The sequence below is a fragment of the Amycolatopsis sp. NPDC058278 genome (genome assembly GCF_042881395.1).
Taxonomy (GTDB): domain Bacteria; phylum Actinomycetota; class Actinomycetes; order Mycobacteriales; family Pseudonocardiaceae; genus Amycolatopsis.
This window is the reverse complement of record NZ_JBHVXZ010000023.1, coordinates 1-22,101: the sequence shown is the minus strand read 5'-3', so window position 1 is coordinate 22,101 and position 22,101 is coordinate 1. Positions and strand designations below refer to the sequence as shown.

Annotated in this window: 19 protein-coding genes; 10 read left to right on the top strand and 9 right to left on the bottom strand. The window is 72.8% G+C overall.

Features of this window, described 5'->3' with window-relative positions; all coding sequences use genetic code 11:
* The first annotated feature begins 30 nt into the window (after positions 1-30).
* Together ACFVYA_RS14550 and ACFVYA_RS14545 are read left to right on the top strand one after the other, a co-directional pair.
* Entirely contained in the window at positions 31-900 is an 870-nt protein-coding gene (locus ACFVYA_RS14550) for an alpha/beta fold hydrolase (RefSeq protein WP_285988684.1), read from the top strand.
* Positions 901-967: 67 nt separating this feature from the next.
* A complete protein-coding gene (locus tag ACFVYA_RS14545; protein ID WP_387045151.1) occupies positions 968-3,019 on the top strand; it encodes a PQQ-dependent sugar dehydrogenase in 2,052 nt (683 codons plus the stop codon).
* A 41-nt stretch (positions 3,020-3,060) separates the two neighbouring features.
* Here ACFVYA_RS14545 and ACFVYA_RS14540 read toward each other — a convergent pair whose 3' ends face one another.
* Positions 3,061-4,086: a carbohydrate kinase family protein gene (locus ACFVYA_RS14540; protein ID WP_285988686.1), complete on the bottom strand. Its 1,026-nt coding sequence runs from the start codon at positions 4,084-4,086 to the stop codon at positions 3,061-3,063.
* Positions 4,087-4,306: 220 nt separating this feature from the next.
* On the opposite strand from ACFVYA_RS14540, the gene ACFVYA_RS14535 reads away from it, so the two are divergent.
* Positions 4,307-5,587: a 6-phospho-beta-glucosidase gene (locus ACFVYA_RS14535; protein WP_387045149.1), complete on the top strand. Its 1,281-nt coding sequence runs from the start codon at positions 4,307-4,309 to the stop codon at positions 5,585-5,587.
* Here ACFVYA_RS14535 and ACFVYA_RS14530 read toward each other — a convergent pair.
* On the bottom strand, positions 5,584-6,285 hold the full coding sequence (locus tag ACFVYA_RS14530) for an SDR family NAD(P)-dependent oxidoreductase (protein WP_387045276.1): 702 nt from the start codon (positions 6,283-6,285) through the stop codon (positions 5,584-5,586). The two genes, ACFVYA_RS14535 and ACFVYA_RS14530, sit on opposite strands and share 4 nt — an antisense overlap.
* Positions 6,286-6,475: 190 nt before the next feature.
* Between ACFVYA_RS14530 and ACFVYA_RS14525 the strand changes: the two genes are divergently transcribed.
* Entirely contained in the window at positions 6,476-6,970 is a 495-nt protein-coding gene (locus ACFVYA_RS14525; RefSeq protein WP_387045147.1) for a cytochrome P450, read from the top strand.
* A 281-nt stretch (positions 6,971-7,251) separates the two neighbouring features.
* Positions 7,252-8,976 (top strand): 3-oxosteroid 1-dehydrogenase, encoded by a 1,725-nt coding sequence (kstD, locus tag ACFVYA_RS14520; protein ID WP_387045145.1) that lies wholly within the window; start codon positions 7,252-7,254, stop codon positions 8,974-8,976.
* Here the strand turns inward: kstD and ACFVYA_RS14515 are convergent.
* From ACFVYA_RS14515 to ACFVYA_RS14500, 4 genes are all read right to left on the bottom strand, one after another.
* Positions 8,973-10,001 (bottom strand): LLM class flavin-dependent oxidoreductase, encoded by a 1,029-nt coding sequence (locus tag ACFVYA_RS14515; protein ID WP_387045143.1) that lies wholly within the window; start codon positions 9,999-10,001, stop codon positions 8,973-8,975. The genes kstD and ACFVYA_RS14515 overlap by 4 nt on opposite strands.
* 58 nt (positions 10,002-10,059) lie before the next feature.
* Entirely contained in the window at positions 10,060-11,232 is a 1,173-nt protein-coding gene (locus ACFVYA_RS14510; RefSeq protein ID WP_285988691.1) for a Glu/Leu/Phe/Val dehydrogenase dimerization domain-containing protein, read from the bottom strand.
* Between the two features lie 20 nt (positions 11,233-11,252).
* Positions 11,253-11,834, bottom strand: a complete 582-nt coding sequence (locus ACFVYA_RS14505) for a TetR/AcrR family transcriptional regulator (RefSeq protein WP_387045141.1) — start codon at positions 11,832-11,834, stop codon at positions 11,253-11,255.
* Between the two features lie 173 nt (positions 11,835-12,007).
* Positions 12,008-13,714, bottom strand: coding sequence for a TIGR03086 family metal-binding protein (locus ACFVYA_RS14500; RefSeq protein ID WP_387045139.1), 1,707 nt, complete (start codon positions 13,712-13,714; stop codon positions 12,008-12,010).
* A gap of 85 nt (positions 13,715-13,799) precedes the next feature.
* Here ACFVYA_RS14500 and ACFVYA_RS14495 point away from each other — a divergent pair, with 85 nt between their 5' ends.
* Both ACFVYA_RS14495 and ACFVYA_RS14490 read left to right on the top strand, forming a co-directional pair.
* Positions 13,800-14,441 (top strand): TetR/AcrR family transcriptional regulator, encoded by a 642-nt coding sequence (locus tag ACFVYA_RS14495; RefSeq protein ID WP_387045138.1) that lies wholly within the window; start codon positions 13,800-13,802, stop codon positions 14,439-14,441.
* A 177-nt stretch (positions 14,442-14,618) separates the two neighbouring features.
* Entirely contained in the window at positions 14,619-15,446 is an 828-nt protein-coding gene (locus tag ACFVYA_RS14490) for a DUF11 domain-containing protein (protein WP_387045136.1), read from the top strand.
* 88 nt (positions 15,447-15,534) lie between these two features.
* Here the strand turns inward: ACFVYA_RS14490 and ACFVYA_RS14485 are convergent, their stop codons facing one another.
* Entirely contained in the window at positions 15,535-16,326 is a 792-nt protein-coding gene (locus tag ACFVYA_RS14485; RefSeq protein ID WP_387045135.1) for a trypsin-like serine peptidase, read from the bottom strand.
* A gap of 87 nt (positions 16,327-16,413) precedes the next feature.
* On the bottom strand, positions 16,414-19,191 hold the full coding sequence (locus ACFVYA_RS14480; RefSeq protein WP_387045133.1) for an ATP-binding protein: 2,778 nt from the start codon (positions 19,189-19,191) through the stop codon (positions 16,414-16,416).
* Positions 19,192-19,312: 121 nt separating this feature from the next.
* Here ACFVYA_RS14480 and ACFVYA_RS14475 point away from each other — a divergent pair, with 121 nt between their 5' ends.
* The gene (locus ACFVYA_RS14475; protein ID WP_387045132.1) at positions 19,313-19,870 is read left to right on the top strand and encodes a hypothetical protein; all 558 of its coding nucleotides are present in this window, start codon (positions 19,313-19,315) and stop codon (positions 19,868-19,870) included.
* On the top strand, positions 19,867-20,370 hold the full coding sequence (locus ACFVYA_RS14470; RefSeq protein ID WP_387045130.1) for a YceI family protein: 504 nt from the start codon (positions 19,867-19,869) through the stop codon (positions 20,368-20,370). The genes ACFVYA_RS14475 and ACFVYA_RS14470 overlap by 4 nt, the downstream gene beginning before the upstream one ends.
* On the opposite strand, the gene ACFVYA_RS14465 is transcribed toward ACFVYA_RS14470, so the two are convergent.
* Positions 20,363-21,010, bottom strand: coding sequence for a rhomboid family intramembrane serine protease (locus ACFVYA_RS14465; protein ID WP_387045129.1), 648 nt, complete (start codon positions 21,008-21,010; stop codon positions 20,363-20,365). The two genes, ACFVYA_RS14470 and ACFVYA_RS14465, sit on opposite strands and share 8 nt — an antisense overlap.
* A gap of 94 nt (positions 21,011-21,104) precedes the next feature.
* Between ACFVYA_RS14465 and folP the strand changes: the two genes are divergently transcribed.
* Positions 21,105-21,983, top strand: a complete 879-nt coding sequence (gene folP / locus ACFVYA_RS14460; RefSeq protein ID WP_387045127.1) for a dihydropteroate synthase — start codon at positions 21,105-21,107, stop codon at positions 21,981-21,983.
* The last annotated feature ends 118 nt before the right edge of the window (positions 21,984-22,101 follow it).

The window sequence follows — 22,101 nt, the reverse complement described above, 5'->3', positions numbered from 1 at the left end:
ATAAAAAAATAACCATGAGAGGAGACCGCTGTGGTCACCGTTCGCCACCGCTACGCCACCGTCGCCGGGCACCGGCTGTTCTACCGGGAGGCCGGCCCCGCCGGGGCGCCCACGATCGTGCTGCTGCACGGCTTCCCGACGAGCTCGCACATGTTCCGGCACCTCATCCCGGCGCTGGCCGACCGCTACCACGTCATCGCGCCGGACTACCTCGGCGCGGGCGCGTCCGATGCGCCGCCCACCAGCGACTTCACCTACACCTTCGACGCGCTCGCCGAACTCACGCTCGGCCTGCTCGACCAGATCGGCCTCGGCCGCTTCGCGCTCTACATCCAGGACTTCGGTGCCCCGGTGGGCCTCCGGATCGCGGCCGCGCACCCCGATCGGGTGACCGCGATCGTCACGCAGAACGGCAACGCCTACGTCGACGGTCTGGGCGCCGGGCTGCCGCAGAAGCTCGCCGCCGGCACGCTGTCCGAGGACGACCTGCGCGGCATGGTCACCCTCGAGGCCACCCGGGCGCAGTACCTCGACGGCGTGCCCGACCCGTCGCTGGTCAGCCCGGACGTCTGGATCCACGACCAGGCGCTGCTGGACCGCCCCGGCGCCGCGGCGATCCAGCAGGCGCTGCTCGCCGACTACCACCACAACATCGGCTGGTACCCGAAGTTCCACGAGTACTTCCGGACCAGCCGGGTCCCGCTGCTCGCGGTCTGGGGCGGCAACGACGAAATCTTCGTCGCCGACGGCGCCCGCGCGTACGCCCGCGACCTGCCCGACGCCGAAATCCACCTGCTCGATTCCGGGCATTTCGCGCTCGAGACGCACTTGGACGCCATCGCCGGGTACATCCGGGGGTTCCTCGGACGGGTGCTGCCCGTTGACCGGGACGCCAGTTGACCACCGGTCCGGCGCGCTCGTAGGGTCGATTCGCACTCCGCCGTCGTCATCAGCCATGGAGGACGGTATGAGTCGACTGATTCGGGCGGGGGCGATCGCGCTCGCGCTCGCCGCCGCGGCGATCACCCCGGCGGCGGCCGCGGATCCCTTGCTCTCCCAAGGTAAGCCGGTGACGGCGTCGTCGTCGGGTGGCTGCTGCCCGGCGGCGAACGCGGTCGACGGCGACAGCGCGACCCGCTGGGCCAGCGCGGCGGGCGTCGATCCACAGTGGATGTACGTCGACCTCGGCGCGGCGGTGCACGTCAGCCGCGTCCGGCTGCAGTGGGACGCTTCCTGTGCCACCGCCTACGAAATCGACACCTCGGCCGACCACGTCACCTGGACGAAGATCTACTCGACGGACGCGGGCAAGGGCGGCGTCGAGGACCTGACCTCGCTCGACGGCACCGGCCGGTACGTCCGGGTCTACGGCACCAAACGCTGCCGCACCGACGCGTCGAAGGGCTACTCGCTGCAGGAATTCGGCGTCTACGGCTCGGCCGGCGACGTCCGGCCGCCGTCGCCGCCCGGCACGCCGACGCTCGCCGGGGTCACGCCCATCAGCGCCACGATCGAGTGGACCGCGGCCACCGACGACGTCGGCGTCACGGGCTACGACGTCTACCGCGACGGCCAGCTCTGCGCCAGCACGACCGGCGCGCTGACGGCGACCTGCGGCAACCTCGGCCCGAACGGCAGCTACGGCTTCTACGTCAACGCCCGGGACGCGGCCGGGAACGTCTCGCAGGCCAGCGGGACGCTGCAGGTGAAGACGCCGCCGTCCGACGACCACACGCCGCCGTCGGCGCCGTCGAACCTGCACACGACCGCGGTCGACAGCACGTCGATCGGCCTCGCGTGGACGGCGTCGACCGACGAAGCCGGCGTCGTCGGCTACCGGATCTACGACGGCGGCACGCAGATCGGGACGTCGGACACGGCGAGCACCACGCTCGGCGGCCTGACCCCGAACACGGCGTACCACCTGCAGGTGCGGGCTTTCGACGGGAACGGCAACCTCAGCGAGCCGAGCACGCCGGTCCTGGACGTCACCACCACCGGTGGCTCGAACTGCACGCCGTCGCAGGGTGTCTGCGGCGCCACGCAGGTCGGCACCGACGACGACGTCGTGTGGGGCCTGGTGACCCTGCCGGACGGCACGATCCTCTACAACCAGCGCGACGCGCACGCCATCGTCCACCTCGACCCGAAGACCGGCGCCAAGAAGACGATCGGAACCGTGCCGAACGTCCAGAGCACCGACGGCGAAGGCGGGCTGACCGGGCTGGAGATCAACCCGGTGTCGTTCGCGTCCGACCACTGGCTGTACATCATGCACACTTCGCCGAACGACAACCGGATCGTGCGGATCAAGTACGACCCGGCCGCCGACTCGCTGACCACGAGCACCGAGCAGATCCTGCTGACCGGCATCGCGCGCAACAAGTTCCACAACGGTGGCCGGCTGCGGTTCAGCCCGGACGGCCGGTACCTGTTCGCGGGCACGGGTGACGCGCAGAACAGCAGCAACGCCCCGAACACCAGCAGCCCCAACGGAAAGGTACTGCGGATCAACCCGGACGGCACGATCCCGGCGGACAACCCGTTCCACAACGCGGTGTGGAGCTACGGCCACCGGAACGTCCAGGGCCTGGCGTTCGACTCGCAGGGCAGGCTGTGGGAGCAGGAGTTCGGCAACAGCATCATGGACGAGACGAACCTGATCGTGAAGGGCGGCAACTACGGCTGGCCCTCCTGCGAGGGGACGTCGGGTTCGTGCGACGGGTTCATCGCGCCGAAGAAGACGTACCCGGTGGCGCAGGGCTCGTGCAGCGGCATCACGATCATCCGTGACGCGCTTTACGTGGCCTGCCAGCGCGGGGCGCGGCTCTACCGCGCGGTGATCAGCGGCAGCTCGCTGACGAACTTCCGGACGTTCTTCAACGGCACGTACGGGCGGCTCCGCACGGTCGAGCCCGCTCCGGACGGGCAGCTGTGGCTGGCGACCAGTGTGGACGGTGACAAGGACAGCACGCCGCACAACAGCCACAACAAGATCCTGCGGGTGTCGGTGGGGTGAGGCCGCGCTGACCGGGGACCGACGGAGATCGCGGTCCCCGGTCAGCGCCAGCCGTCGTCGCCGAAGCCGAGGGTCACCGGGCCGCGGCGGATCCCCGCCACCGTCTCCGACGGCAGCACTTCGTCCAGGAACGCGTACTCCGGGCTGCGGGTCCGCGCGTGCCACTGGGCGATCTCGTGCCAGCCCGGGGCCGCCAGCGCGCCGCCGAAGTGCTGCACCGACAGGCTCGCCGTCAGGCACGCGAACCGGAGGCGCTCCACCAGGGGCCAGCCCGTCAGCGTCGCGGCCACGAAACCGGCGCCGAACACGTCGCCCGCACCCGTGGCGTCCAGCACGTCGACCGGGAGCGCCGGGACCGCCGCCGTCTCGCCGGTCGTCCCGTCCACCGCCAGCACGCCCTCGCCGCCGCGGGTGATCACCGCGATCGGGACCAGGTCCGCCAGCCTGGCCAGCGCCGCTTCGGCGGTGTCCGTGCGGGTGTAGCGCAGGGCTTCGACTTCGTTCGGCAGGAAGGCGTGGCAGCACGCCAGCTGCTCCAGCAGCGCCGGCGACCAGGCCTCGGACGGGTCCCAGCCGACGTCGGCGAACACGAGGCTGCCCGACTGGTGTGCGGTGTGGACCCACTCGGCCGTGTCGAGGCCGATGTGCGCCACCGTCGCCCGGCTCGACGGCGGCGAACCGGCGAGTTCCGCGACCGGGACGGGTGGCGGGTGGCCGTGGGTGACCATCGCGCGGTCGCCCGCGTAAGCCAGCGAGACCGTCACCGGCGAGTGCCACTCCGGGAACCGCCGCGACCGTGACAGGTCGATGTGCTCCTGGCGGGCCAGCACGTCCCAGCAGTAGCGCCCGTAGACGTCGGTGCCGAACGCCGCCGCCAAGGACGTGCGCAGGCCGAGGCGGCTCAGCGCGACCGCGAAGTTCGCGATCCCGCCCGGTCCCGAGCCCATGCCGCCCGTCCACACCTCGGTGCCCGGGGCCGGCGGGTGTTCGAGCCCGGTGAAGACCAGGTCGAAGAACAGCAGGCCGGACAGGAAGACATCGATTTCGGGTGCGGGCTCAGCCGGCACGGGCGCCTCCACGGATCACGCAACGGTGGCCCGAGCCTGCGTCAGCGGCGCGAGATTCGCAAGAGGCCGGCCGGTCGAGCCGCGGATTGCGTGCTCCCGGCTGCTATGGTCGCCGGATGCGGCCCGGCTGTCATCCGGAGCTTCGCTCCGGGCCGGGGGCTCCGCCACCCGGACCCCCGGAACACCTGATGTGTCCTCCGATCGAGCAAAGTGCCTTGCGATGAGGCTGGCGATCCTCGGCGGCGGCGGTTTCCGCGTGCCGCTGGTGCACGGGGCACTGCTGGCCGGCGGCGAAGTCACCGAGCTCGTCCTGCACGACGTCGACGCCGGTCGCCTCGCGGCGATCGAACGGGTCCTGGCCGAGCAGGCCGGCGGCGCGGCGAACGCGCCGCGGGTGCGCACCACCACCGACCTGGCCGCCGCGGTGTCCGATGTGGACTTCGTGTTTTCGGCCATCCGCGTCGGCGGCCTGCGCGGCCGCCGGCTGGACGAGCAGGTCGCGCACGCGGAAGGCGTGCTGGGGCAGGAAACGGCCGGCGCGGGCGGGATCGCCTACGGGCTGCGGACGGTCCCGGTCGCGGTCGCCCTCGCGCGGCTGATCGGTGAGCTGGCGCCGCGTGCGTGGGTCATCAACTTCACCAACCCCGCCGGGATGGTCACCGAAGCGATGGCCGCGCACCTCGGCGGCCGGGTGATCGGCATCTGCGATTCCCCGGCCGGGCTGTGCCGCCGCGTCGCCCGGGCCCTGGGGATCGACGCGGCGGCGGCACGGTTCGACTACGCGGGGCTCAACCACCTCGGCTGGCTCCGCTCGGTCCGCGTCGGCGGCGAGGACGTCCTGCCGCGGCTGCTCGCCGACACCGCCGCGTGCGAGTCGTTCGAGGAGGGCAAGCTCTTCGGCGCGGACTGGCTGCGCACGCTGGGCGCGGTGCCCAACGAGTACCTGCACTATTACTACTTCGCCCGCGAGGCCGCCGGCGCGGAGTCGCGCGGGGCGTTCCTCCTGGAGCAGCAACGCGGTTTCTACGCGGAACCTTCGCTGGCGTCGTGGGAACGCACGCGCCTCGAGCGTGAAGCGACGTACATGGCCGAGACGCGCGAAGGGGAGCGTGACGACCTCGAGGGCGGCGGCTACGAGAAGGTCGCACTGGCCTTGATGCGCGCCCTCGCGCACGGCGAACGCACGACGCTGATCCTCAACGTCCGCAACGGTTCCGCACTTCCGGGCGTGCCGGGTGACGCGATCGTCGAAGTCCCGTGCGCGGTCGGCGCGGACGGCGCCCGCCCGCTCGGCGTGGCGCCGCTGGCGGACCACGCGCTGGGCCTGGTGACGACGGTCAAGGCGGTCGAGCGGGCGACGATCGAGGCGGCGACGACGGGTTCCCGGGCGGCGGCGCTGCGGGCGTTCGCGCTGCACCCGCTGGTCGCCTCGGTGCCGGTCGCCCGGCGGCTGCTCGACGCCTACGTCGCCGCGCACCCGGAACTCGCCTACCTCGCCTAGACCGCCGCCATCGCGTTGAACTCCGCTTCGGCTTCCCGCTCCGTGCGGAGCTCCCACGCCTTCTCGGCGATGTCGTCCGGATCGAGCGTGCCCACGGTGAAGCCGTGGTCCTGCGAGGTGAACACGCGGTGGATGTCGCCGCGCTCGATGAGGCCGCCGATGGCCAGGAGTCCGGCGTGGACGCCCTTCTCCCGCAGGGCCGCGTGCAGCGTGAGCACGTACATCCGCAGTGCCGCCGACGCCGGGGCGAGGCTGCCGAGCATCGGCATCGGGTACTTGCCGCTCAGGCCGCCGGCGAAGAGCAGCGAACCCGAACCGCGCGCCAGCAGGCCCGGGAGCACCGCTTCGACGAGGTTCGCCGCCGGGACCACGGCGGCGTCGAACGACGCGCGGAGGGTGCCCGCGCCGGCTTCGGGGAGCGGCGTGATGCCCGGCCCGGACGTGGCGTCGGCCGGCCCGAAGTACACCGTGTCGATCTCGCCGGCGTCGGCGGTGATGCGGACGAGCACGTCGCGGAGCTGGGCTTCGTCGGTCACGTCGGCCGTGTAGGTGCGGGCATCGATCCCGGCCAGGGACGCGCGGTACGACGCGTGCCGGGCGTCGGTGCGGGAAACCAGCGCCGTCGTGAAGCCTTCGCGGCCGAAGCGGTGGGCGATCGACAGGCCGAGCCCGGGACCGACGCCCAGGACGGCGAGCACTTTCGGCAAGGGAACCTCCTTCTCGAATAAATTGAGAACTTCCTCAACTTAGTCACAAGTTGAGTGTGCCGTCAACTTTTCCCTCGGCCGGCACTGTCCACAATGGATCACGATTGGCTCCGATCGTGCGGCCGTCCGGGCGGATCCCGGCGTCCGGATCGCGTTCCCGAGTGGCCACGAAGGCTGGCTGGTGACGCGCTACGACGACGTCCCGCAACCTGCTGTACCCGGCGCGCCGCGCCTGATCGAGCCGGGAGACTTCTCGTGCGGGGTCGTCCTGCTGTGCTGGCACGGCCCGGTGGACTCCTCCCTGCTGCGCGTGGCGCTGGAGGACGTGGCGCTGGGCGGGGTGCTGGTGCGGCGCGGCGAGGCGGTCCTGGCCCACGTCGGGGCGGTGAACCGGGACGAGAACGTGTTCCCGGCGGCGACCGAGTTCGACATCCGCCGGAAGGGCGCCCCGCAGCTCGGCTTCGGGCACGGCATCCACTTCTGCCTCGGTGCGGCGCTGGCCCGGCTGGAGGGGGAGATCGCACTGCGGGCGCTGGGGGACCGGCTGCCCGGCCTGGAACTGGCGGTCCCGGCGGAGACGATCACCTGGCGGCCGCCGCTGTCGGTGCGCGGCCCCGAGGAGGTGCCGGTGACCTGGGGGCCTGAGTCGGCGGCCGGGCGCCGCGAGGTGCGGTGATTTGGGGCGTGAGTCGGCGGCCGGGCGCCGCGAGGGGCCGGTGACCTGGGTCGCCTGAGCGGGCGGCCGGCCGCCGCGAGGCGCCCGCGCTCCCGGCGGCGGATCCGGTGGGCCGGGGGCGTGGCTCGGCCTCCTGTGCACCTGGGCCGAATGCCGGTTCCCCTTGGCGCCATCGGCCGAGCGGCGCCCGTCGCGACTGCTCCACTCGGGTAGAACCTGTTCCAGTTCTGCCGCGCGCCGGAAATCATGGCCCTCGCCGTTCCCGCGAGCGAGGAGTCGCCATGGATGCCGACCTGACCCGCCGCCAGCTCCTCCGCGGTACGGCCGCGGGCGCAGGCCTCGTCGTGACGGCGGGGCTGGCCACCCCGGCCGCCGCGGCGCCGTCGGCGGAGTACGACGTCGTCGTGGTCGGCTCCGGGGCGGCGGGCATGACCGCGGCGCTGACCGCCGCCAAACGCGGGCTGAGCGTCGTCGTGCTCGAGAAGGCGCCGACGTTCGGCGGCTCCGCGGCCCGGTCCGGCGCCGGCATCTGGATCCCCAACAACCCGGTCCTGCTCGCCGCCGGGGTGCCGGACACGCCCGCGAAGGCCGCGCAGTACCTCGCCGCCGTCGTCGGCCCGGATGTCCCGGCCGCGCGGCAGGAAGCCTTCCTGCGCAACGGCCCGGCGATGATCGCCTTCGTCTTGGCGAACAGCCCGCTGCGGTTCCGCTTCATGGAGGGCTACAGCGACTACTACCCGGAGCTGCCGGGCGGGCTGCCGAACGGCCGGTCGATCGAGCCGGACCAGTTCGACGGGCACCTGCTGGGGGCCGAGCTGGCCAACCTGAACCCGCCCTACCTCGCCACGCCACCCGGGCTCGTCGTCTTCAGCGCGGACTACAAGTGGCTGAACCTCGCCTTGGTGAACGCCAAGGGGGCCGCGGTCGCCGCCGAGTGCCTCGCCCGCGGCACGGCCGCCGCACTGGCCGGGCAGAAGCCGCTCACCATGGGGCAGTCGCTCGCCGCCGGCCTGCGCGTCGGCCTCCAGCGCGCGAACGTCCCGGTGTTGCTCAACACCCCGCTCGTCGACCTGAACGTCGAAGGCGGCGCCGTCACCGGTGTCGTGACGCCGCAGGGGCTGGTGCGGGCGCGGCGCGGTGTGATCGTCGGCTCCGGCGGGTTCGAGCACAACGCGGCGATGCGCGCGCAGTACCAGCGGCAGCCGATCGGCACCGACTGGACGGTCGGCGCGAAGGAGAACACCGGCGACGGACACCGCGCCGGGCAGCGCGCCGGCGCCGCCCTCGACCTGATGGAGGACGCCTGGTGGGGCCCGGCCATCCCGACGCCGGGCGACCCGTACTTCTGCCTGGCCGAACGGACTCTCCCCGGCGGGCTGATCGTGAACCAGGCCGGGCAGCGGTTCGTCAACGAGGCCGCGCCCTACAGCGACGTCGTGCACACGATGTACGACAAGAACCCGTCGGCGCCGGACATCCCGGCGTGGCTGATCGTCGACCAGAACTACCGCAACCGGTACCTGTTCCGCGACATCGCGCCGCTGCTGCCGTTCCCGGACGCCTGGTACGCCGCGGGCGCGGTCTTCAAGGCGTCGACCGTCCAGGAGCTCGGCGCGCAGATCGGCGTGCCGCCGGCCGCGTTGAAATCCACTGTGGACCGCTTCAACGGCTTCGCCCGGTCCGGCGCCGACCCCGAATTCCGGCGCGGCGCGAGCGCGTACGACCACTACTACACGGATCCCTCGGTGACGCCGAACTCCTGCCTGGCGCCGTTGTGGGCGGCGCCGTACTACGCGCTGCGGCTGGTTCCCGGGGACCTCGGCACGAAGGGTGGCATGCGCACGGACGCCCGGGCGCGGGTGCTGCGCCCGGACGGCTCGGTGATCCGCGGCCTGTACGCGGCCGGCAACGCCAGCGCGGCGGTGATGGGCCACAGCTACGCCGGCGCGGGGTCGACGATCGGCCCCGCGATGACGTTCGGCTACATCGCCGCGAACGACGTCTAGAACTCCTTTTCCACCAGCGGAAGCACCTCGGTGCCGAGGAGTTCGATGGCCCGCATGACCTCGGCGTGCGGGACGCCGGACCAGTCCATCTGCATGGCGTACCGGTCCGCACCGGTGAGCTTGCCGACCGCGATCAGGCGCTCGGCGATCTCCTGGGGGCTGCCGACGAACAGCGCCTGCGCGTCGCGGGTGTACTCGTCGTACTCGGCACGGGTCGGGATCGCCCAGCCGCGGGCGCGGGCGCCGTACTTCATCGTCTCCAGCCAGTACGGGTAGAACGTTTCCTTGGCGTCCTGGGACTTCTCGGCGATGAAGCCGATCGCGCTCATGGTGACGTGCAGGTCCGCGGGGTCCTGTTCGCCGGCCTCGCCGGCCTGGCGGTAGAGGTCGACCAGCGGGGCGAAGCGCTCGGGCTGCCCGCCGATCACCGCGTACACCACCGGCAGGCCGAGCAGCCCGGCGCGGATCGACGACTCGGGGTTGCCACCGGTGCCGATCGAGATGCGCAGGCGCTTTCCGTACGGCCGGGGCAGGATCCGCGCGTTCTCCAGCGGCGGGCGGAACCGGCCGGACCAGGTGAGCGGATCTTCGCGGTCGATGCGCAGGAGCAGGGCGAGCTTCTCGTCGAAGAGCTCGTCGTAGTCGCCGAGGTCGTTGCCGAACAGCGGGAACGACTCGGTGAACGACCCGCGCCCGGCGAGCAGCTCGGCGCGGCCGTGGCTCAGCTGGTCGAGCGTGGTGAACTGCTGGTAGACGCGGACCGGGTCCTCGGTGCTCAGCACGGTCACGGCGGAGCTCAAGGTGATCTGGTCGGTGACGCTCGCGGCGGCGGCCAGCACGGTGCCCGGGTTGGAGATCGCGTACTGGTCGAGGTGGTGCTCGCCGAGGCCGTAGAACCCGAGGCCCAGCTCGTCGGCCAGCTTGATCCGCTCGAGGGTGTTGGCCAGCGTCTGCGCGACGGTGGGCTGTTCGCCGGTGTGCGGGTCCGGCGCGCGGTCGCCGAAGCTGTAGATGCCGAGTTTCATACAACGCTCAACTACTTGCGGGGCGGATTCGTTCCCCCGGTCCTCGACCGCTCAGCCCTCAGCCGAAGCGGGCTTGGATGGCCTCGAGGTTCTTCTCCGACAGCCGCAGCGCGGCGGCGCGCAGGCTCAGGCCGTCCAGGGTGGCGACCTCGAACATGCTCGTCACCAGCGCGCGCATCCGGGTGCGGACCTTGCCGAAGGCTTCCTCGGCGTCCGCGCCGACGTCGCCGAACAGCGTCCACCACCACCAGGAGTTGGTCGCCGAGTTGGCGACGAAGTCCGGCACCACGCGGATGCCGCGGGCGTCGAGGAGTTCTTCGGCGTCCGGCGTGACCGGCAGGTTCGCGGCCTCGACGATGAGCTTCGCGCCGATCTTGGCCTGGTTGTCGGCGTCGACGCAGTAGGAGATCGCCGCGGGCACCAGCACCTCGGCCGGCACGTCCAGCCAGGCTTCCGGCGGCAGGAGCTCGTCGCCGGGCTTGAGGTTGTCGCGGTCGATGCCGCCGAAGCGGTCTCGGTGCCGGAGCAGGTTTTCGACGTCGAGCCCGGCCGGGTTGGCGACGACCCCGCGGACGTCCGAGACGCCGACCACGCGCAGCCCGGCGTCGGCGAGGAAGCGGGCGGTGGCCCCGCCCATCGCGCCGAAGCCCTGCAGCACGACGCGGTTCGGCTGGTTGTGGAGGCCGAGCATCTCGAGCCCGGTGAGCGTGGCCTGCGCGACGCCGAGGCCGCCGACGAGCTCGTCGAGCCCCAGCCCGCCGACCTCGATGCGGAAGGCCTCCGCCAGCCGGGCGGTCGCCGCGTCGCGGTCTTCGAGCAGCGGGTAGATCGCCTGCACCGGGCTGAGCAGGCCGATTTCGGCGATGACGCCGTCGATGACGTCCCGCCGCAGGCCCAGGTCCTCGCCCATGGTCCAGTACTGCTCGATGAGCGGCCGCATGGCGTGCAGGTACCGGGCGACGACGTCGCGGGCGCGCTCGTCGTAGGGGTCGAAGTCGATGCCGCCCTTGGCGCCGCCGAGGGGGACGTACCGGCCGTCGGGGTCGTAGTTGAGGCCTTCTTTGAGCGTCATGCCCCTGGCCAGGCCGCGGACCTCGAACAGCGAGCAGCCGCGGCGCATCCGCAGGCCCCCGCTGGCCACGCCGCGCACGAGCCGGTCGATCACCAGGTACCCGCGGCACCCGGTGACGGGGTCGGTCCACGCCACTTCGAGCAAGGCTGTTTCGGTCATCGCCCCTCCTGATCCCCCGGTCAACATCCGAGCTCGTGCGCCATCGCCTGCTCGACCCACCGGTCGCAGTCCCCGGTGGTGACGGTGCCCTGCCGGGCGACGACCTGGACGGCGAGCCCGTCGAGCAGCGCGGTCAGCCGCCACGCGGCGCCGTGCGGATCGGGGCACCGGAAGGTCCCGGCCCCGACACCCTCCGCGATCAGCGCCACGACGGCGTCCCGCCACCGCAGGTCCAGCCGCTGCAGCACGGCCCGCAGGGCGGCATCCCGCATGGCCGCCGCGCCGGCTTCGATCCACAGCTGCCAGTTGTCGTGGTGCGAGGGCCCGTACAGGGCGAGGACGGCGCGGAGCCGCTTGTCGGCGGGGCCGCTTTTGCCGAGCTCGTCGTTCAGCTTGGTCAGTTCGTGCTCGGCGGCCTGCCGGAAGGCTTCGATGACGAGCGTTTCGAGGGTGCCGAAGTGGTAGAAGATCAGCGCGGTGCTGACATCGAGGGAGTGAGCGACATCGGCGGCCCGCACACCGGAGATGCCCCGGGAGCGAATCTGCGCGAGCGCGGCCCGCACGATCTCCTCCCGCCGCACGGCAACGGCCTTCCGCATCATGCGGCCACCGTACCGAGGCGACTGGGCCGGCGGGAGGCGCCGAATGTGGGTTCCTCGGCCTGTGCGGACAGTCAGGACCGCAGGTGAGAGGCCTGATCGAGGGGGTTACGGCGTACTCGGGGCGCGCATGCGTGAGTGCCGGGGCCGCGGCGCCCGGCACTCACGTCCCTGTCTCAGGCGGTCCACTCCGGGTTGCGGCCCAGGTACCGGAGCAAGGTCGCCACCGCGTCGTCGTCGGCCGACGCCTCCAGGGCCGGGGCGTACGCGAAGCCGCGCAGGGGCTCCGCCAGCTGGTGGGCCACCGGGAGCAACCGGGCGGCCAGCTCCGGGGTCAGCGGGGACTCCTGGCCCGCCGCCCTCGCGATGTCCCACGCGTGGACCGCCGCGTCCAAGGCTGCCGCTCCCACCGCCACCGGGGCCGGGAGGGCTCCCTGCGGCAGGGGTGTCGGGACCGACGGCGCGTCGAGGGCCACCGTGGCGAACGCCGCCGCCGATGCCGCCAGGGTGGGCTCCAGGTACTCCGCCGCCGGGGCCGGGAGCTCGCCCGACGGGGCGAACGGGTTGAAGTCCGGGCCGCCCGAGCCGGTGATCGTCGCCGCGTAGCCCAGCTGGTCGCCCGCCGCGTGCTGGAGGACCTGCGTCACGTTCCACTCCGCGCACGGCGTCGGGGCCGACCAGTCCGTCACGCCCGCGATCGCCGACCGCAGGGCCTCGTGGGCCGCCGCCAGGACCGGCCAGGACGAGCCGCGGTGCAAGCCGGCGAAGAACCGGCGGATGTCGGCCACCAGGACGTCCGTGGCCTCGTGGGCCGCGTAGTGGCCGGCCGCGTCGCGGGGACCGCCGGAGCTCGCCGCGACGTCGTAGCTGTTCCAGCTGACGATGTTCGCGTGGTCGCGCTCGGCGAACCGCCTGATCGACTGGAAGTCACCCGCGAACATCGCCAGGCCCGTCGGGACCGTCGTCGGGCCCTCCGGGTGCGACGTCGTGTGCGCGTCCTCGTAGTAGAAGCGGATCGACGAGCCGCCGGTGCGGGTCAGCCAGTACAGCGCCACGTTCGCCAGGACGAACTCCGGGTCCAGGTGCTCGCCGAACAGCTGCGCGTTCCACGCCAGCAGGCCCAGCGGCGAGTCCGCGAGCGCGAACGCCAGCGTGTGCGGCTGCTGGCTGTGCAACGTGTTGAAGGAGAACATGTTCTCGTAGAACCACTGCAGGTGCGCGAGCGCGGCCTGGTCGGCTTCGCTCAGGTCCGCCATCTCGGCCGGGTCGCCGGACGGGAACGCGAACAGCTGGGTGACGTGCACGCCGATGACCTTCTCCGGCGCGAGCCGGCCGATCTCCGGCGAGATCATCGATCCCGCGTCGTTGCCCACCGCGCCGTACTTCTCGTAACCCAGACGGCTCATCAGCTCGGTCCACGCCGCCGCCGTGCGCTGCGTGCCCCAGCCCGCCGACCGGGTCGGGCCGGAGAAGCCGAAGCCCGGCAGCGACGGGATGACCAGGTGGAACGCCGGTTCGTCGGCGGACGCCGGCTCGGTCAGCGGGCCGATCACGTCGAGGTACTCCACGATCGAACCCGGCCAGCCGTGCGTCAGCACCAGCGGCGTCGCGTCCTCCCGCGACGAGCGGACGTGCAGGAAGTGGATGGTCTCGCCGTCGATCTCCGTCACGAACTGCGGGTGCGCGTTGAGCCGGGCCTCGAACGCCCGCCAGTCGAACTTCTCCAGCCAGTACTCGGCCAGCGCGCGGACCCGCTCGTTCGTGACGCCGTACTCCGCGGGCAGCTCCTCCGGCCACAGCGCCCCGCGCAGGCGGTTCTGCAGGTCGTCGAGGGCGGGCTGCGGGATCTCGACGCGGAACGGGCGGAGAGCGGGGACCGTCATGACTGGCTCCTTCAGGCTGGAACGGAATGCTTCGTTCCGAACTGTAGCAGACCGGAACGATCCGTTCCAGTGCTAATCTCGGCCCATGCGCGAGACAGCCACGCCCGAGACCGCCCTGCCCGGCCGCCGCGGCCAGGCCGCCCGCAACAACCTCGTGATCCTCGACGCCGCCCGCCACGTCTTCCTGGCCGACCCGAAGGCGCCGATCGCCCAGGTCGCCGAACGCGCCGGGGTCGGCATCAGTGCGCTCTACCGCCGGTACCCGAGCAAGGAAGCCCTGCTCTGCCGCATCTGCCACGACGGACTCCTCACGTACATCGGCGAAGCCGAAGCCGCCGCGGAGGAGCGGGACGGCTGGGCGGCGCTGACCGGATTCCTCGCCCGGGTCGTCGAACTCGACGTGCATTCCCTGACCGTCCACCTCGCCGGCACGTTCACCCCGACCCCCGAGATGGGCCAGGACGCGCGGCGGGCGGGCGAGCTGACGAAGCGACTGGTCGAGCGGGCGCACGAAACCGGGCGCCTGCGGCCGGACGCCGTCACCGAAGACATCGGCATGATCCTCGAGTGCTGTGCCGCCATCCGCGTCGACGACGAAGGCCGGACGTCGGAGCTGCGCCACCGGTACCTCGCGCTGCTCATCGAGGGGTTGTCGGCGAAAGGCCCGGATCTGCCGGGGCCGCCGCCGCGTCCCGGTGAGATGAACGGCCGCTGGCGTCCCGCCTGACGGCGGCGCCGAAACGCGTCCGGATGGCGGTAACGAATTCCGGGAGCGCGACGACTGATCAGCGTCGGCTGCCCGAAAAGACCCACGCAAGATCTGTCAGAGCGGCATTCCCCGGACTGGAACAGCGAGATGACGACTATGCAAAGAAGCTGGCGACAGACCACGATCCTGGCTGCGGTGATCGCACTGGCCACGGCGTTCATCGCCATCGCACCGGCCGCACAGGCGGACACGCCCACCAGTTCCGTCGAAGTCAGTCCCACCACCGTGCTGCCGGGACAGACATTCACGGTCACGCAAACCATTCACAACGACCGCGATTTCACGGTGACTTTCGCGAAGGGCGCCATTTACGGTTCGCCGACCCCGATCACCGACGTCGTCGACGTCGTGTCCTGCACCAACACGACGGCGGTCGGCTGCTTCCAGGCCGGGAGCAGTTACCGCGCCGCGTTCGGCGACCTCGAGGCCGGCGGCACGAAGACCACGGTGTGGACCCTGCGCGTCAAGGACACCGCGGCGCCGGGGCAGTTCACGCTGCAGCACCAGTTCGTCGGCGACAACTACTCCTTCGACACCTTCGACGGCCCGGTCATCACGATCGCCAACCCGGCGACCAACGCCGACGTCAAGGTCGCGCTCGCCGCGACCGGGCACGGCGGGCTGAACGCGCGCATCGACTACACGCTGACCGTCGCGAACAACGGCCCGTCGGCCGCGTCCGGAATCCGGGTCGTGGCAACGTATCCGGCCGGTCTTTCCTTCGCCAGTGGCGCCGGGTGCGTCCGCGTCGGCACCACCCGGACCGTGAACTGCGACATCGCTTCGCTGGCCAGCGGCGCCTCGGCGACGCCGAAGTTCTCGGTGAACGGCGGCCTGCTCGCCATCGGTTCGTACACCACGACCGCCGTGCGGACGGCCAGTTCGCCGTCGGATCCCAACAGCGCCAACGACAGCGCGTCGAAGACGTGCTCGGCGCTCACCGGGCTCATCGTGACCTGCTGAGGGTTCGCGAGAGGTGAACCGGGCTCGTGTCCTCCGCCAGGGACACGGGCCCGGTTTCGCGTTTTCAGCCGGTGATCCAGCCGGTGATCTAGCCGGTGACCGACGCGTACAGCTTCGCGATGTCGTCGTCGAAATACGCGCTGTAGGAAACGTCCGGGGTGTCGCCGCCGAGCTGGTAGCCGCCGATCACGCCGATCACCGCGCCGCCGGTCACCCACGGCCCGCCGCTGGTTCCGTCCGGAAAACCGGGGCACGCCACGCGCAGCTGATAAGTGCCGGAACGCGTGGTGTTCCCGTCGCAGACGACCGGGGAATCGGTCGTGTCGGGGTAGCCCGTGAGGGTGATCCGGTGCTCGAATCCACGATTCGTGCCGAGCACGTTCGCGCCGGTGAGGCTTTCCAGCGAGGCCGGGTTGCCGGGCTGCCGGACGGTCAGGAACGCGAAATCCAGATCCGGGTCCGCCGACGACGTCCAGCCGCCGGCGACGGCCACCGACGTCACCGTCCACGTCCCGAACGGCGCGACGCCGTCGTGGTAGCCCGGGGCGAAGGTCATGCCGTTCCGGACGCAGTGCGCGGCGGTCAGGACGAGGTCGCCGGCGGTGGAATGCACGACGCTGGCCGTGCAGAAGTGGCTCCCGCCCGCGAACAGCGCCCCGACCGGGGAAGCGGCGGCGGATTTCGCCGGAGCGGGTGAGGCGGCGGACGTGGAGACCGGGGCGGTGACAGGAGTGGGCGCCGCGGTGGTGACCGGCATCGGCGCGCCCGCGGCGTAGGCGTCGTCGGCGGTCGTGCCGGTGCCGAGGACCAGCCCGGTCCCCATGACCAGCAACGCCGACGCGGCCGTCAGTGCGGTGCGAGGAAACTTGATCGCCACCACTTCAGATCACCACAGCACCGCCGCATCCGCAGCGTGTGCAGCCGGATGCACAGCGACCTCATAGCGACCGCACAGCGCCGCACAGACTCACGACGAGTCCCGGAAGCCCCCGGCCCCGGTCGGCACCGTGAGACCGCGGCGGTGCGCCCACGCCGTCACCTCCGCCCGGTTCGCCAGCCCCAGCTTGGCCAGGACGCTGCGGACGTGGCTTTCCACCGTGCGCTCGGACAGCACCAGCCGGTGGGCGATCTGGCGGTTGCTCAGCGCGCCGGCCACCAGGCCCACGATCTCCCGCTCGCGGCCGGTCAGCGGGTCGGCCTCGGTCCGCACCCGGTCGAGCAGTGCGGTGGCGTCCCGGAGCCAGCCGGGCATGCCGAGCCGCCGGGCTTCGTCGGCGGCCTGGCGGGCCAGGGGCTCCGCGCGGGCCGGCTCGCCCGAGGCGGCGAGCTCGGCCGCCAGGCGAACCCGGTTGTGCACGACGTAGGGCCGGGCGCCGAGCCGGGCGTCCCAGGCGATCGCCGCCTCGAACAGCGGGATGGCCTCGGTGTGCCGGCCCAGGAGCGCGGCCAGGCGGCCGGCCCAGCTGCTGGAGCAGTCGCTGCAGAAGGTGCCCGCCCCGCCCGAGCCGAACGGCGGCTCGCCGGCCAACCGGTTCGCGAGCCACTCCGCGGTTTCGAGGTCCTCGAACGCCTCCAGCAGCGGCAGCAGGCTCGGGCCGATGCCCGGTGTGGGCCCGATGAAGTCGGGGTCACGCAGGCGCGGGCGCAGGGCGTCGTACCCGGCGCGCGCCTGGTCGCGGCGGCCGCTGACCAGGGCGCAGAGCGGCCGGGAGACGATCGTGATCGGGATCGGGGGCGCGATCGCCAGCAGCTCGTCGTAGCCGTCGGGCAGCTCGGCCGGGTCGCCGACCACCTCCGCCAGCTGCTGGGAGAAGGCGAAGGACATCGCGAGCGTGGACCGGTCCTCGGCCAGTTCCGCCCCGGCGAGCTCGCCCGCGAGCCGGTTCAGCTCGCGGCTCTCGGCGAACGCGCCGCGGTAGGCGGCCACCGACGCGCGCAGCCGCAGCTCGTGCCAGCGGACGAGCGGCAGCCGCGTCGTCGCCGCGAGCTCGGAGATCGCGGTCAGCTCGGTCTCGACGACCGGGATCGTGCCGACTTCGAACGCCGCGTCGATCCGCCACTTGTGCCCCCACAGCGCCACGAGCGGCCGGGCGGGGCCGCCGAGGGACACGGCGAGCGCGCCGAACCGCAGCCGTTCGGCCAGCGGCAGCTCGCGCGGGCGGGTCTTCAGCCGGGCGCGGACGGCGTCCAGGCGCGCCTCCTGGTCACCCGAGGCCTCCGCGAGGGCCAGGGCTTCGTCGGCGGTCTTCACCGCCTCGCCGGTCTTCCCGCTGTCGGCCGCGACCGAGGCCGACTGGGCCAGCAGCTTCGCCCGCACCGCCGGATCGGCGTCGGGGCCGATCGCGGCCAGCGCGGCCGCCGTGAGCGCGGCCATCTCCGGCAGCAGGCCGGGCGCGGCGGTGTCCCGGACGACGAGCGCCGCGGCCGCGGCGAGCGCCGGATCGGACGTCAGCTCCGCGGCCTCGCGCGCGTGGCCGAAGCTGCGCGCGAACCGGCCCGCCCGGTACTCCGCGGTCGCGAGGTCGACGAGCAGGGCGGCGAGCCCGTCGCGGGTGCCCGCGCGGCGGCGGCAGTCGAGTGCCAGGGCGAGGAACCGGGCGGCTTCGGTGAAGGCGAGCGAGCGGGTCGCGTCCCGCGCCGCTGTTTCGGCCCACTCCGCGGCCCGGGCGAGGGCGTCCGGGGTCGCCGTGGCCCGCAGCCAGTGCCCGGCCACCACCCCCGGCTCGGCCCGGTGCTCCAGCGCGGCCGCCGTCCGGGCGTGCAGCTCCTCGCGGACGCCCTGGTCGAGGTCGGCGTAGATCCCGTCGCGCACGACGGCGTGGGCGAACCGCCGCGAGCCGGCGACGGCGGGCCGCAGGACCCCGGCGCGCACCGCGCGGTCGAGCGCCGTGACGACGTCGCCGTCCGGCCGCGCGGCCACCTCGGCGACGACGTGCGCGTCGACCTCCTCACCGAGGACCGAGGCGATCGCCAGCAGCTCCCGCGCCCCGGCGTCCAGCCCGGCGACGGTGGTGCGGACGAGGTGCCGCAGCTCGGCTTCGCCGCCGCCGGTCGCCGAAGACCGGGCCACCGCCTTGAGGTAGAGCGGGTTCCCGCCCGAGCGCCGCAGCGCGTCGCGCGCGTCGACGCCCACCCGGCCGGCCTCGGCGAGGTAGGCCCGGACGTCGGGCTCGGTCAGCGGCGCCGGCCGCAGGCTTTCCGTTCCCGGCCGGCCCAGCAGCTCCGGCAGGGCCTCGAAGAGCGGGCCGGCCGCGTCGGTGTCCCGGTAGGTCGCGACCACGGCGAGCCGCGACCGGCGGATCTCCCCGGCCAGGTGCCGCAGCAGCCGCAGCGACGCCTCGTCGGCCCAGTGCAGGTCTTCGAGGACCACGACGAGGCCGTCCGGCTCGGCCGCCGCGACCAGCGCGTCGGCGGCCAGCGCGACGAACCGGAACCGGGCGGCGACCAGGTCGGCGCCGGCGCGGTCGTCGAGGTCGGCCAGCGACCGGTCCACCTCCGCGCCCGCCGCGGGCAGTGCCCGCAGCACCCGCCGCCACGGCCACAGCGGCGGCGCGCCCGGGTCGTCGACGCACCGGCCCCAGACCGCGGCCGGGCCGGTGACCGTCTCGGCCAGGCGGGTCTTGCCGATGCCCGCCGGGCCGCCGACGAGCACCAGCGCGCCGGTGCCGCCGTCCGCCGCCGCGAGCCACGCGCGCAGGTCGGCCACGGCACCGGCCCGCCCGACGAACGGTTCGCTGCGCGTCACCCGAGCAGTATCCCCTCCGCGTCAGGTTTGCGCGTTGTTCTCCGTACTGGCACTGATGCCCGGTACGCCGACCGGGACGAAAGTGACTCCCAACGCGCTGACCTGCGAAAAGGAGCATCCCATGCACGCCACCATCCACCAGTTCCGGAGTCCGCTCGGAACCCACGACCTTGCGGAGGGCGCCCTCGGCGCCGCCACGCTCACCCAGCTCGGCGGCCAGGCCGGCGCCGTCGTCACCTTCTGGCCCGACGCCGCGGCCGCGGACGAGGCCGCGGCCCGGCGGCCGGCCGGGACCACCTGGCTCGACACCGGCGTCTACCGGGTTGCCGACGTGCAGTCGGCGTCGGACGCCGCCGCCTACGCCCAGCTCACCTGGTTCGACGGGCCGCGCGGGGCCGACCAGTCGGCCGCCGAGCAGCGTGCGGGGCGCGACCGCATCTGGCCCGCCGTCCGGGGCGTCGAGGGCGTCGGCACGACCTACGCCCTGATCGCCGAAGACCGCTCCCTGGTCGTCGTGGCGTTCACCGCGTCGCTGACGACGATCGAAGCCGTCCAGGAGGCGATCATGGCCACCGAGCTGCTGCCCGGCGAGGACCCCGCGCTGCTGCCCGGCCCGGACCGGGTCGACCTGCACCGCGTCCGGCACGCGGCCCTGCCGGCCCCGGCGGGTGCGCGATGAGCCCGCACACCGCTCCCGCGCTGCGCACCGGCACCTGGACCGTCCGCAGTGGACGGACGACGGCCGCCTTCGAGGTCCGCAACTTCGGCTTCAACCGGGTGCGCGGCACGATTCCGGTCCGCACGGGCACCGTCGAGGTGCGCGACGGCGCGGTGATCACCGTCCGGGCGGAGCTGGACCTCGGCGCGCTCGACACGCGGAACGCGCGCCGCGACGCCGACCTGCGCAAGCCGAACCTCCTGGACAGCGGCGCCCAGCCGGCCATGACCTTCACGGCCACCGGTGCCCGGCGGCAGGACGCGGGCTGGGAAGTGACCGGCGAGCTGCGGCTGCGCGGGACGTCGTGCCCGCTGACGCTGACCGTTGTCCCCGAGGGCGCCACCCGGGTCCGCGCCACCGGGACGCTGGACCGCGCCCCGCTCGGCATGCGGGCGCCCCGGCCGATGATCGGCCGGTACGTCCGGATCGTCGTCGAGGCGGAGCTCGAGCCGCCTAGCTGAAGTCCTTGGGGAGCAGGGCGGTCGCCGGGTCGGGGGCGGCGACCGCCTTGGGCCGCCGGTCGCGGAACAGCCAGCCGCCGACGATGCCGCCGGCGAACCCGAAGAGGTGGCCCTGCCAGCTGACCCCTTCCTGGCTCGGCAGCAGGGACGTGAACTGGTAGGCGAAGCACAACGCCATCACCAGCCCGATCACGATGTCGATCAGGTGCCGGTCGAAGAGCCCGCGCACGATGATGTAGCCGAAGTAGCCGAAGACCAGGCCGCTGGCGCCGACGGTGACCGAGTTCGCCGGCGAGATGAACCAGACGCCGAGGCCGCTGGCGAGGATGATCAGCAGGCTGACGCCGAGCCACTTCTTCACCCCGCGGTAGGCGGCGAGGAAGCCGAACACGAACAGGGGCCCGGAGTTGCCTTCGAGGTGGCTCCAGCCGTAGTGCAGGAAGGGCGAGCTGAGGATTTCCGGCAGTGACGCCGGGTCGCGCGCCTCGATGCCGAACTCCCGGCTCAGGTCGTAGCCGGTGGGGGCGTTGACCAGCTGGACCACCCACAGCACGGCCAGCAGGCCGACCATCACCCACAGGGCTTTCTTGGCCTCGGCGATCATCGCCTCGGCGTCGCTGCGGACCGGGCCCTCGTTCATCGCGTCCCCCTGCTCGGTTGTGCCCGAGGATAACCCGGTGCACGGCCCGGACGCGGCGTTCCGGACCCAGCCGTGACCTGGCAGGGTTGGGAGCATGACGTCACACCGGCCGGAGATGGTCTTCCGGGGCCGCCGCATGCCCGGCGACCGCGCCCTGGTCATGGCCATCGTCAACCGCACGCCCGACTCGTTCTACGACAAGGGCGCGACCTTCGCCGGCACCGCGGCCCTGGAGGCGGTGGACCGGGCGGTCGCCGCGGGCGCCGACATCGTGGACATCGGCGGGGTCAAGGCGGGCGAGGGCCCCGAGGTCGACGTCGACGAGGAGAGCAGGCGGGTGGTGCCGTTCGTCGCCGAGGTCCGCCGCCGCCACCCGGACCTGGTCATCAGCGTCGACACCTGGCGCCACGAGGTCGGCCGCCAGGTCTGCGAAGCGGGCGCCGACCTGCTCAACGACACCTGGGCGGGCGCCGACCCGAAGCTGGTCGAGGTCGCGGCCGAGTTCGGCACGGGGTACGTCTGCTCCCACGTCGGAGGCATGCCGGTGCGCACCGACCCGTACCCGGCGCCGACCCCCGAGCGGCCGTTCTGGCCCCGTTACGACGACGTCGTCGCGGACGTGATCGCCGAGCTGACGGCGGCGGCCGAGCGCACGGTCGCGGCCGGAGTGCCGCGCGGCGGCGTGCTCATCGACCCGACCTTCGACTTCGGCAAGAGCACCCGGCACGGCCTCGAGCTCCTCCGCCACTTCGACCGCCTGGTGGCGACCGGCTGGCCAGTACTGGTGGCGCTGTCGAACAAGGACCTCATCGGCGAAACCCTGGACGTCGAAGCCCACGACCGCCTATCGGGCACCCTGGCGGCCACGGCGATAGCGGCCCACGCGGGCGCGGCGATCTTCCGCGCGCACAACATCCACGAGACCCGCGAAGCAGTGGAAGCGGTAGCGGAGCTGACGTCCACAGTGGATTGAGCCCGCACCCCAAACCAAGGAGCGGGTGGTCATCCCGTCGCCTGAGGCCCAAAAATCACTTTGAGCCGGGCCCGCAACCCACAGCGCAGCGTGGGGGGCAGCGGAAGCTTGCGGGCCC

Excerpts from the sequence above, each read along its gene's own strand:
- ACFVYA_RS14545 (WP_387045151.1), top strand. The coding sequence starts at position 968 with ATGAGTCGACTGATTCGGGCGGGGGCGATCGCGCTCGCGCTCGCCGCC.
- ACFVYA_RS14535 (WP_387045149.1), top strand. The coding sequence starts at position 4,307 with ATGAGGCTGGCGATCCTCGGCGGCGGCGGTTTCCGCGTGCCGCTGGTG.
- kstD (WP_387045145.1), top strand. The coding sequence starts at position 7,252 with ATGGATGCCGACCTGACCCGCCGCCAGCTCCTCCGCGGTACGGCCGCG.
- ACFVYA_RS14515 (WP_387045143.1), bottom strand. The coding sequence starts at position 10,001 with ATGAAACTCGGCATCTACAGCTTCGGCGACCGCGCGCCGGACCCGCAC.
- ACFVYA_RS14510 (WP_285988691.1), bottom strand. The coding sequence starts at position 11,232 with ATGACCGAAACAGCCTTGCTCGAAGTGGCGTGGACCGACCCCGTCACC.
- ACFVYA_RS14505 (WP_387045141.1), bottom strand. The coding sequence starts at position 11,834 with ATGATGCGGAAGGCCGTTGCCGTGCGGCGGGAGGAGATCGTGCGGGCC.
- ACFVYA_RS14500 (WP_387045139.1), bottom strand. The coding sequence starts at position 13,714 with ATGACGGTCCCCGCTCTCCGCCCGTTCCGCGTCGAGATCCCGCAGCCC.
- ACFVYA_RS14495 (WP_387045138.1), top strand. The coding sequence starts at position 13,800 with ATGCGCGAGACAGCCACGCCCGAGACCGCCCTGCCCGGCCGCCGCGGC.
- ACFVYA_RS14475 (WP_387045132.1), top strand. The coding sequence starts at position 19,313 with ATGCACGCCACCATCCACCAGTTCCGGAGTCCGCTCGGAACCCACGAC.
- ACFVYA_RS14470 (WP_387045130.1), top strand. The coding sequence starts at position 19,867 with ATGAGCCCGCACACCGCTCCCGCGCTGCGCACCGGCACCTGGACCGTC.
- ACFVYA_RS14465 (WP_387045129.1), bottom strand. The coding sequence starts at position 21,010 with ATGAACGAGGGCCCGGTCCGCAGCGACGCCGAGGCGATGATCGCCGAG.
- folP (WP_387045127.1), top strand. The coding sequence starts at position 21,105 with ATGACGTCACACCGGCCGGAGATGGTCTTCCGGGGCCGCCGCATGCCC.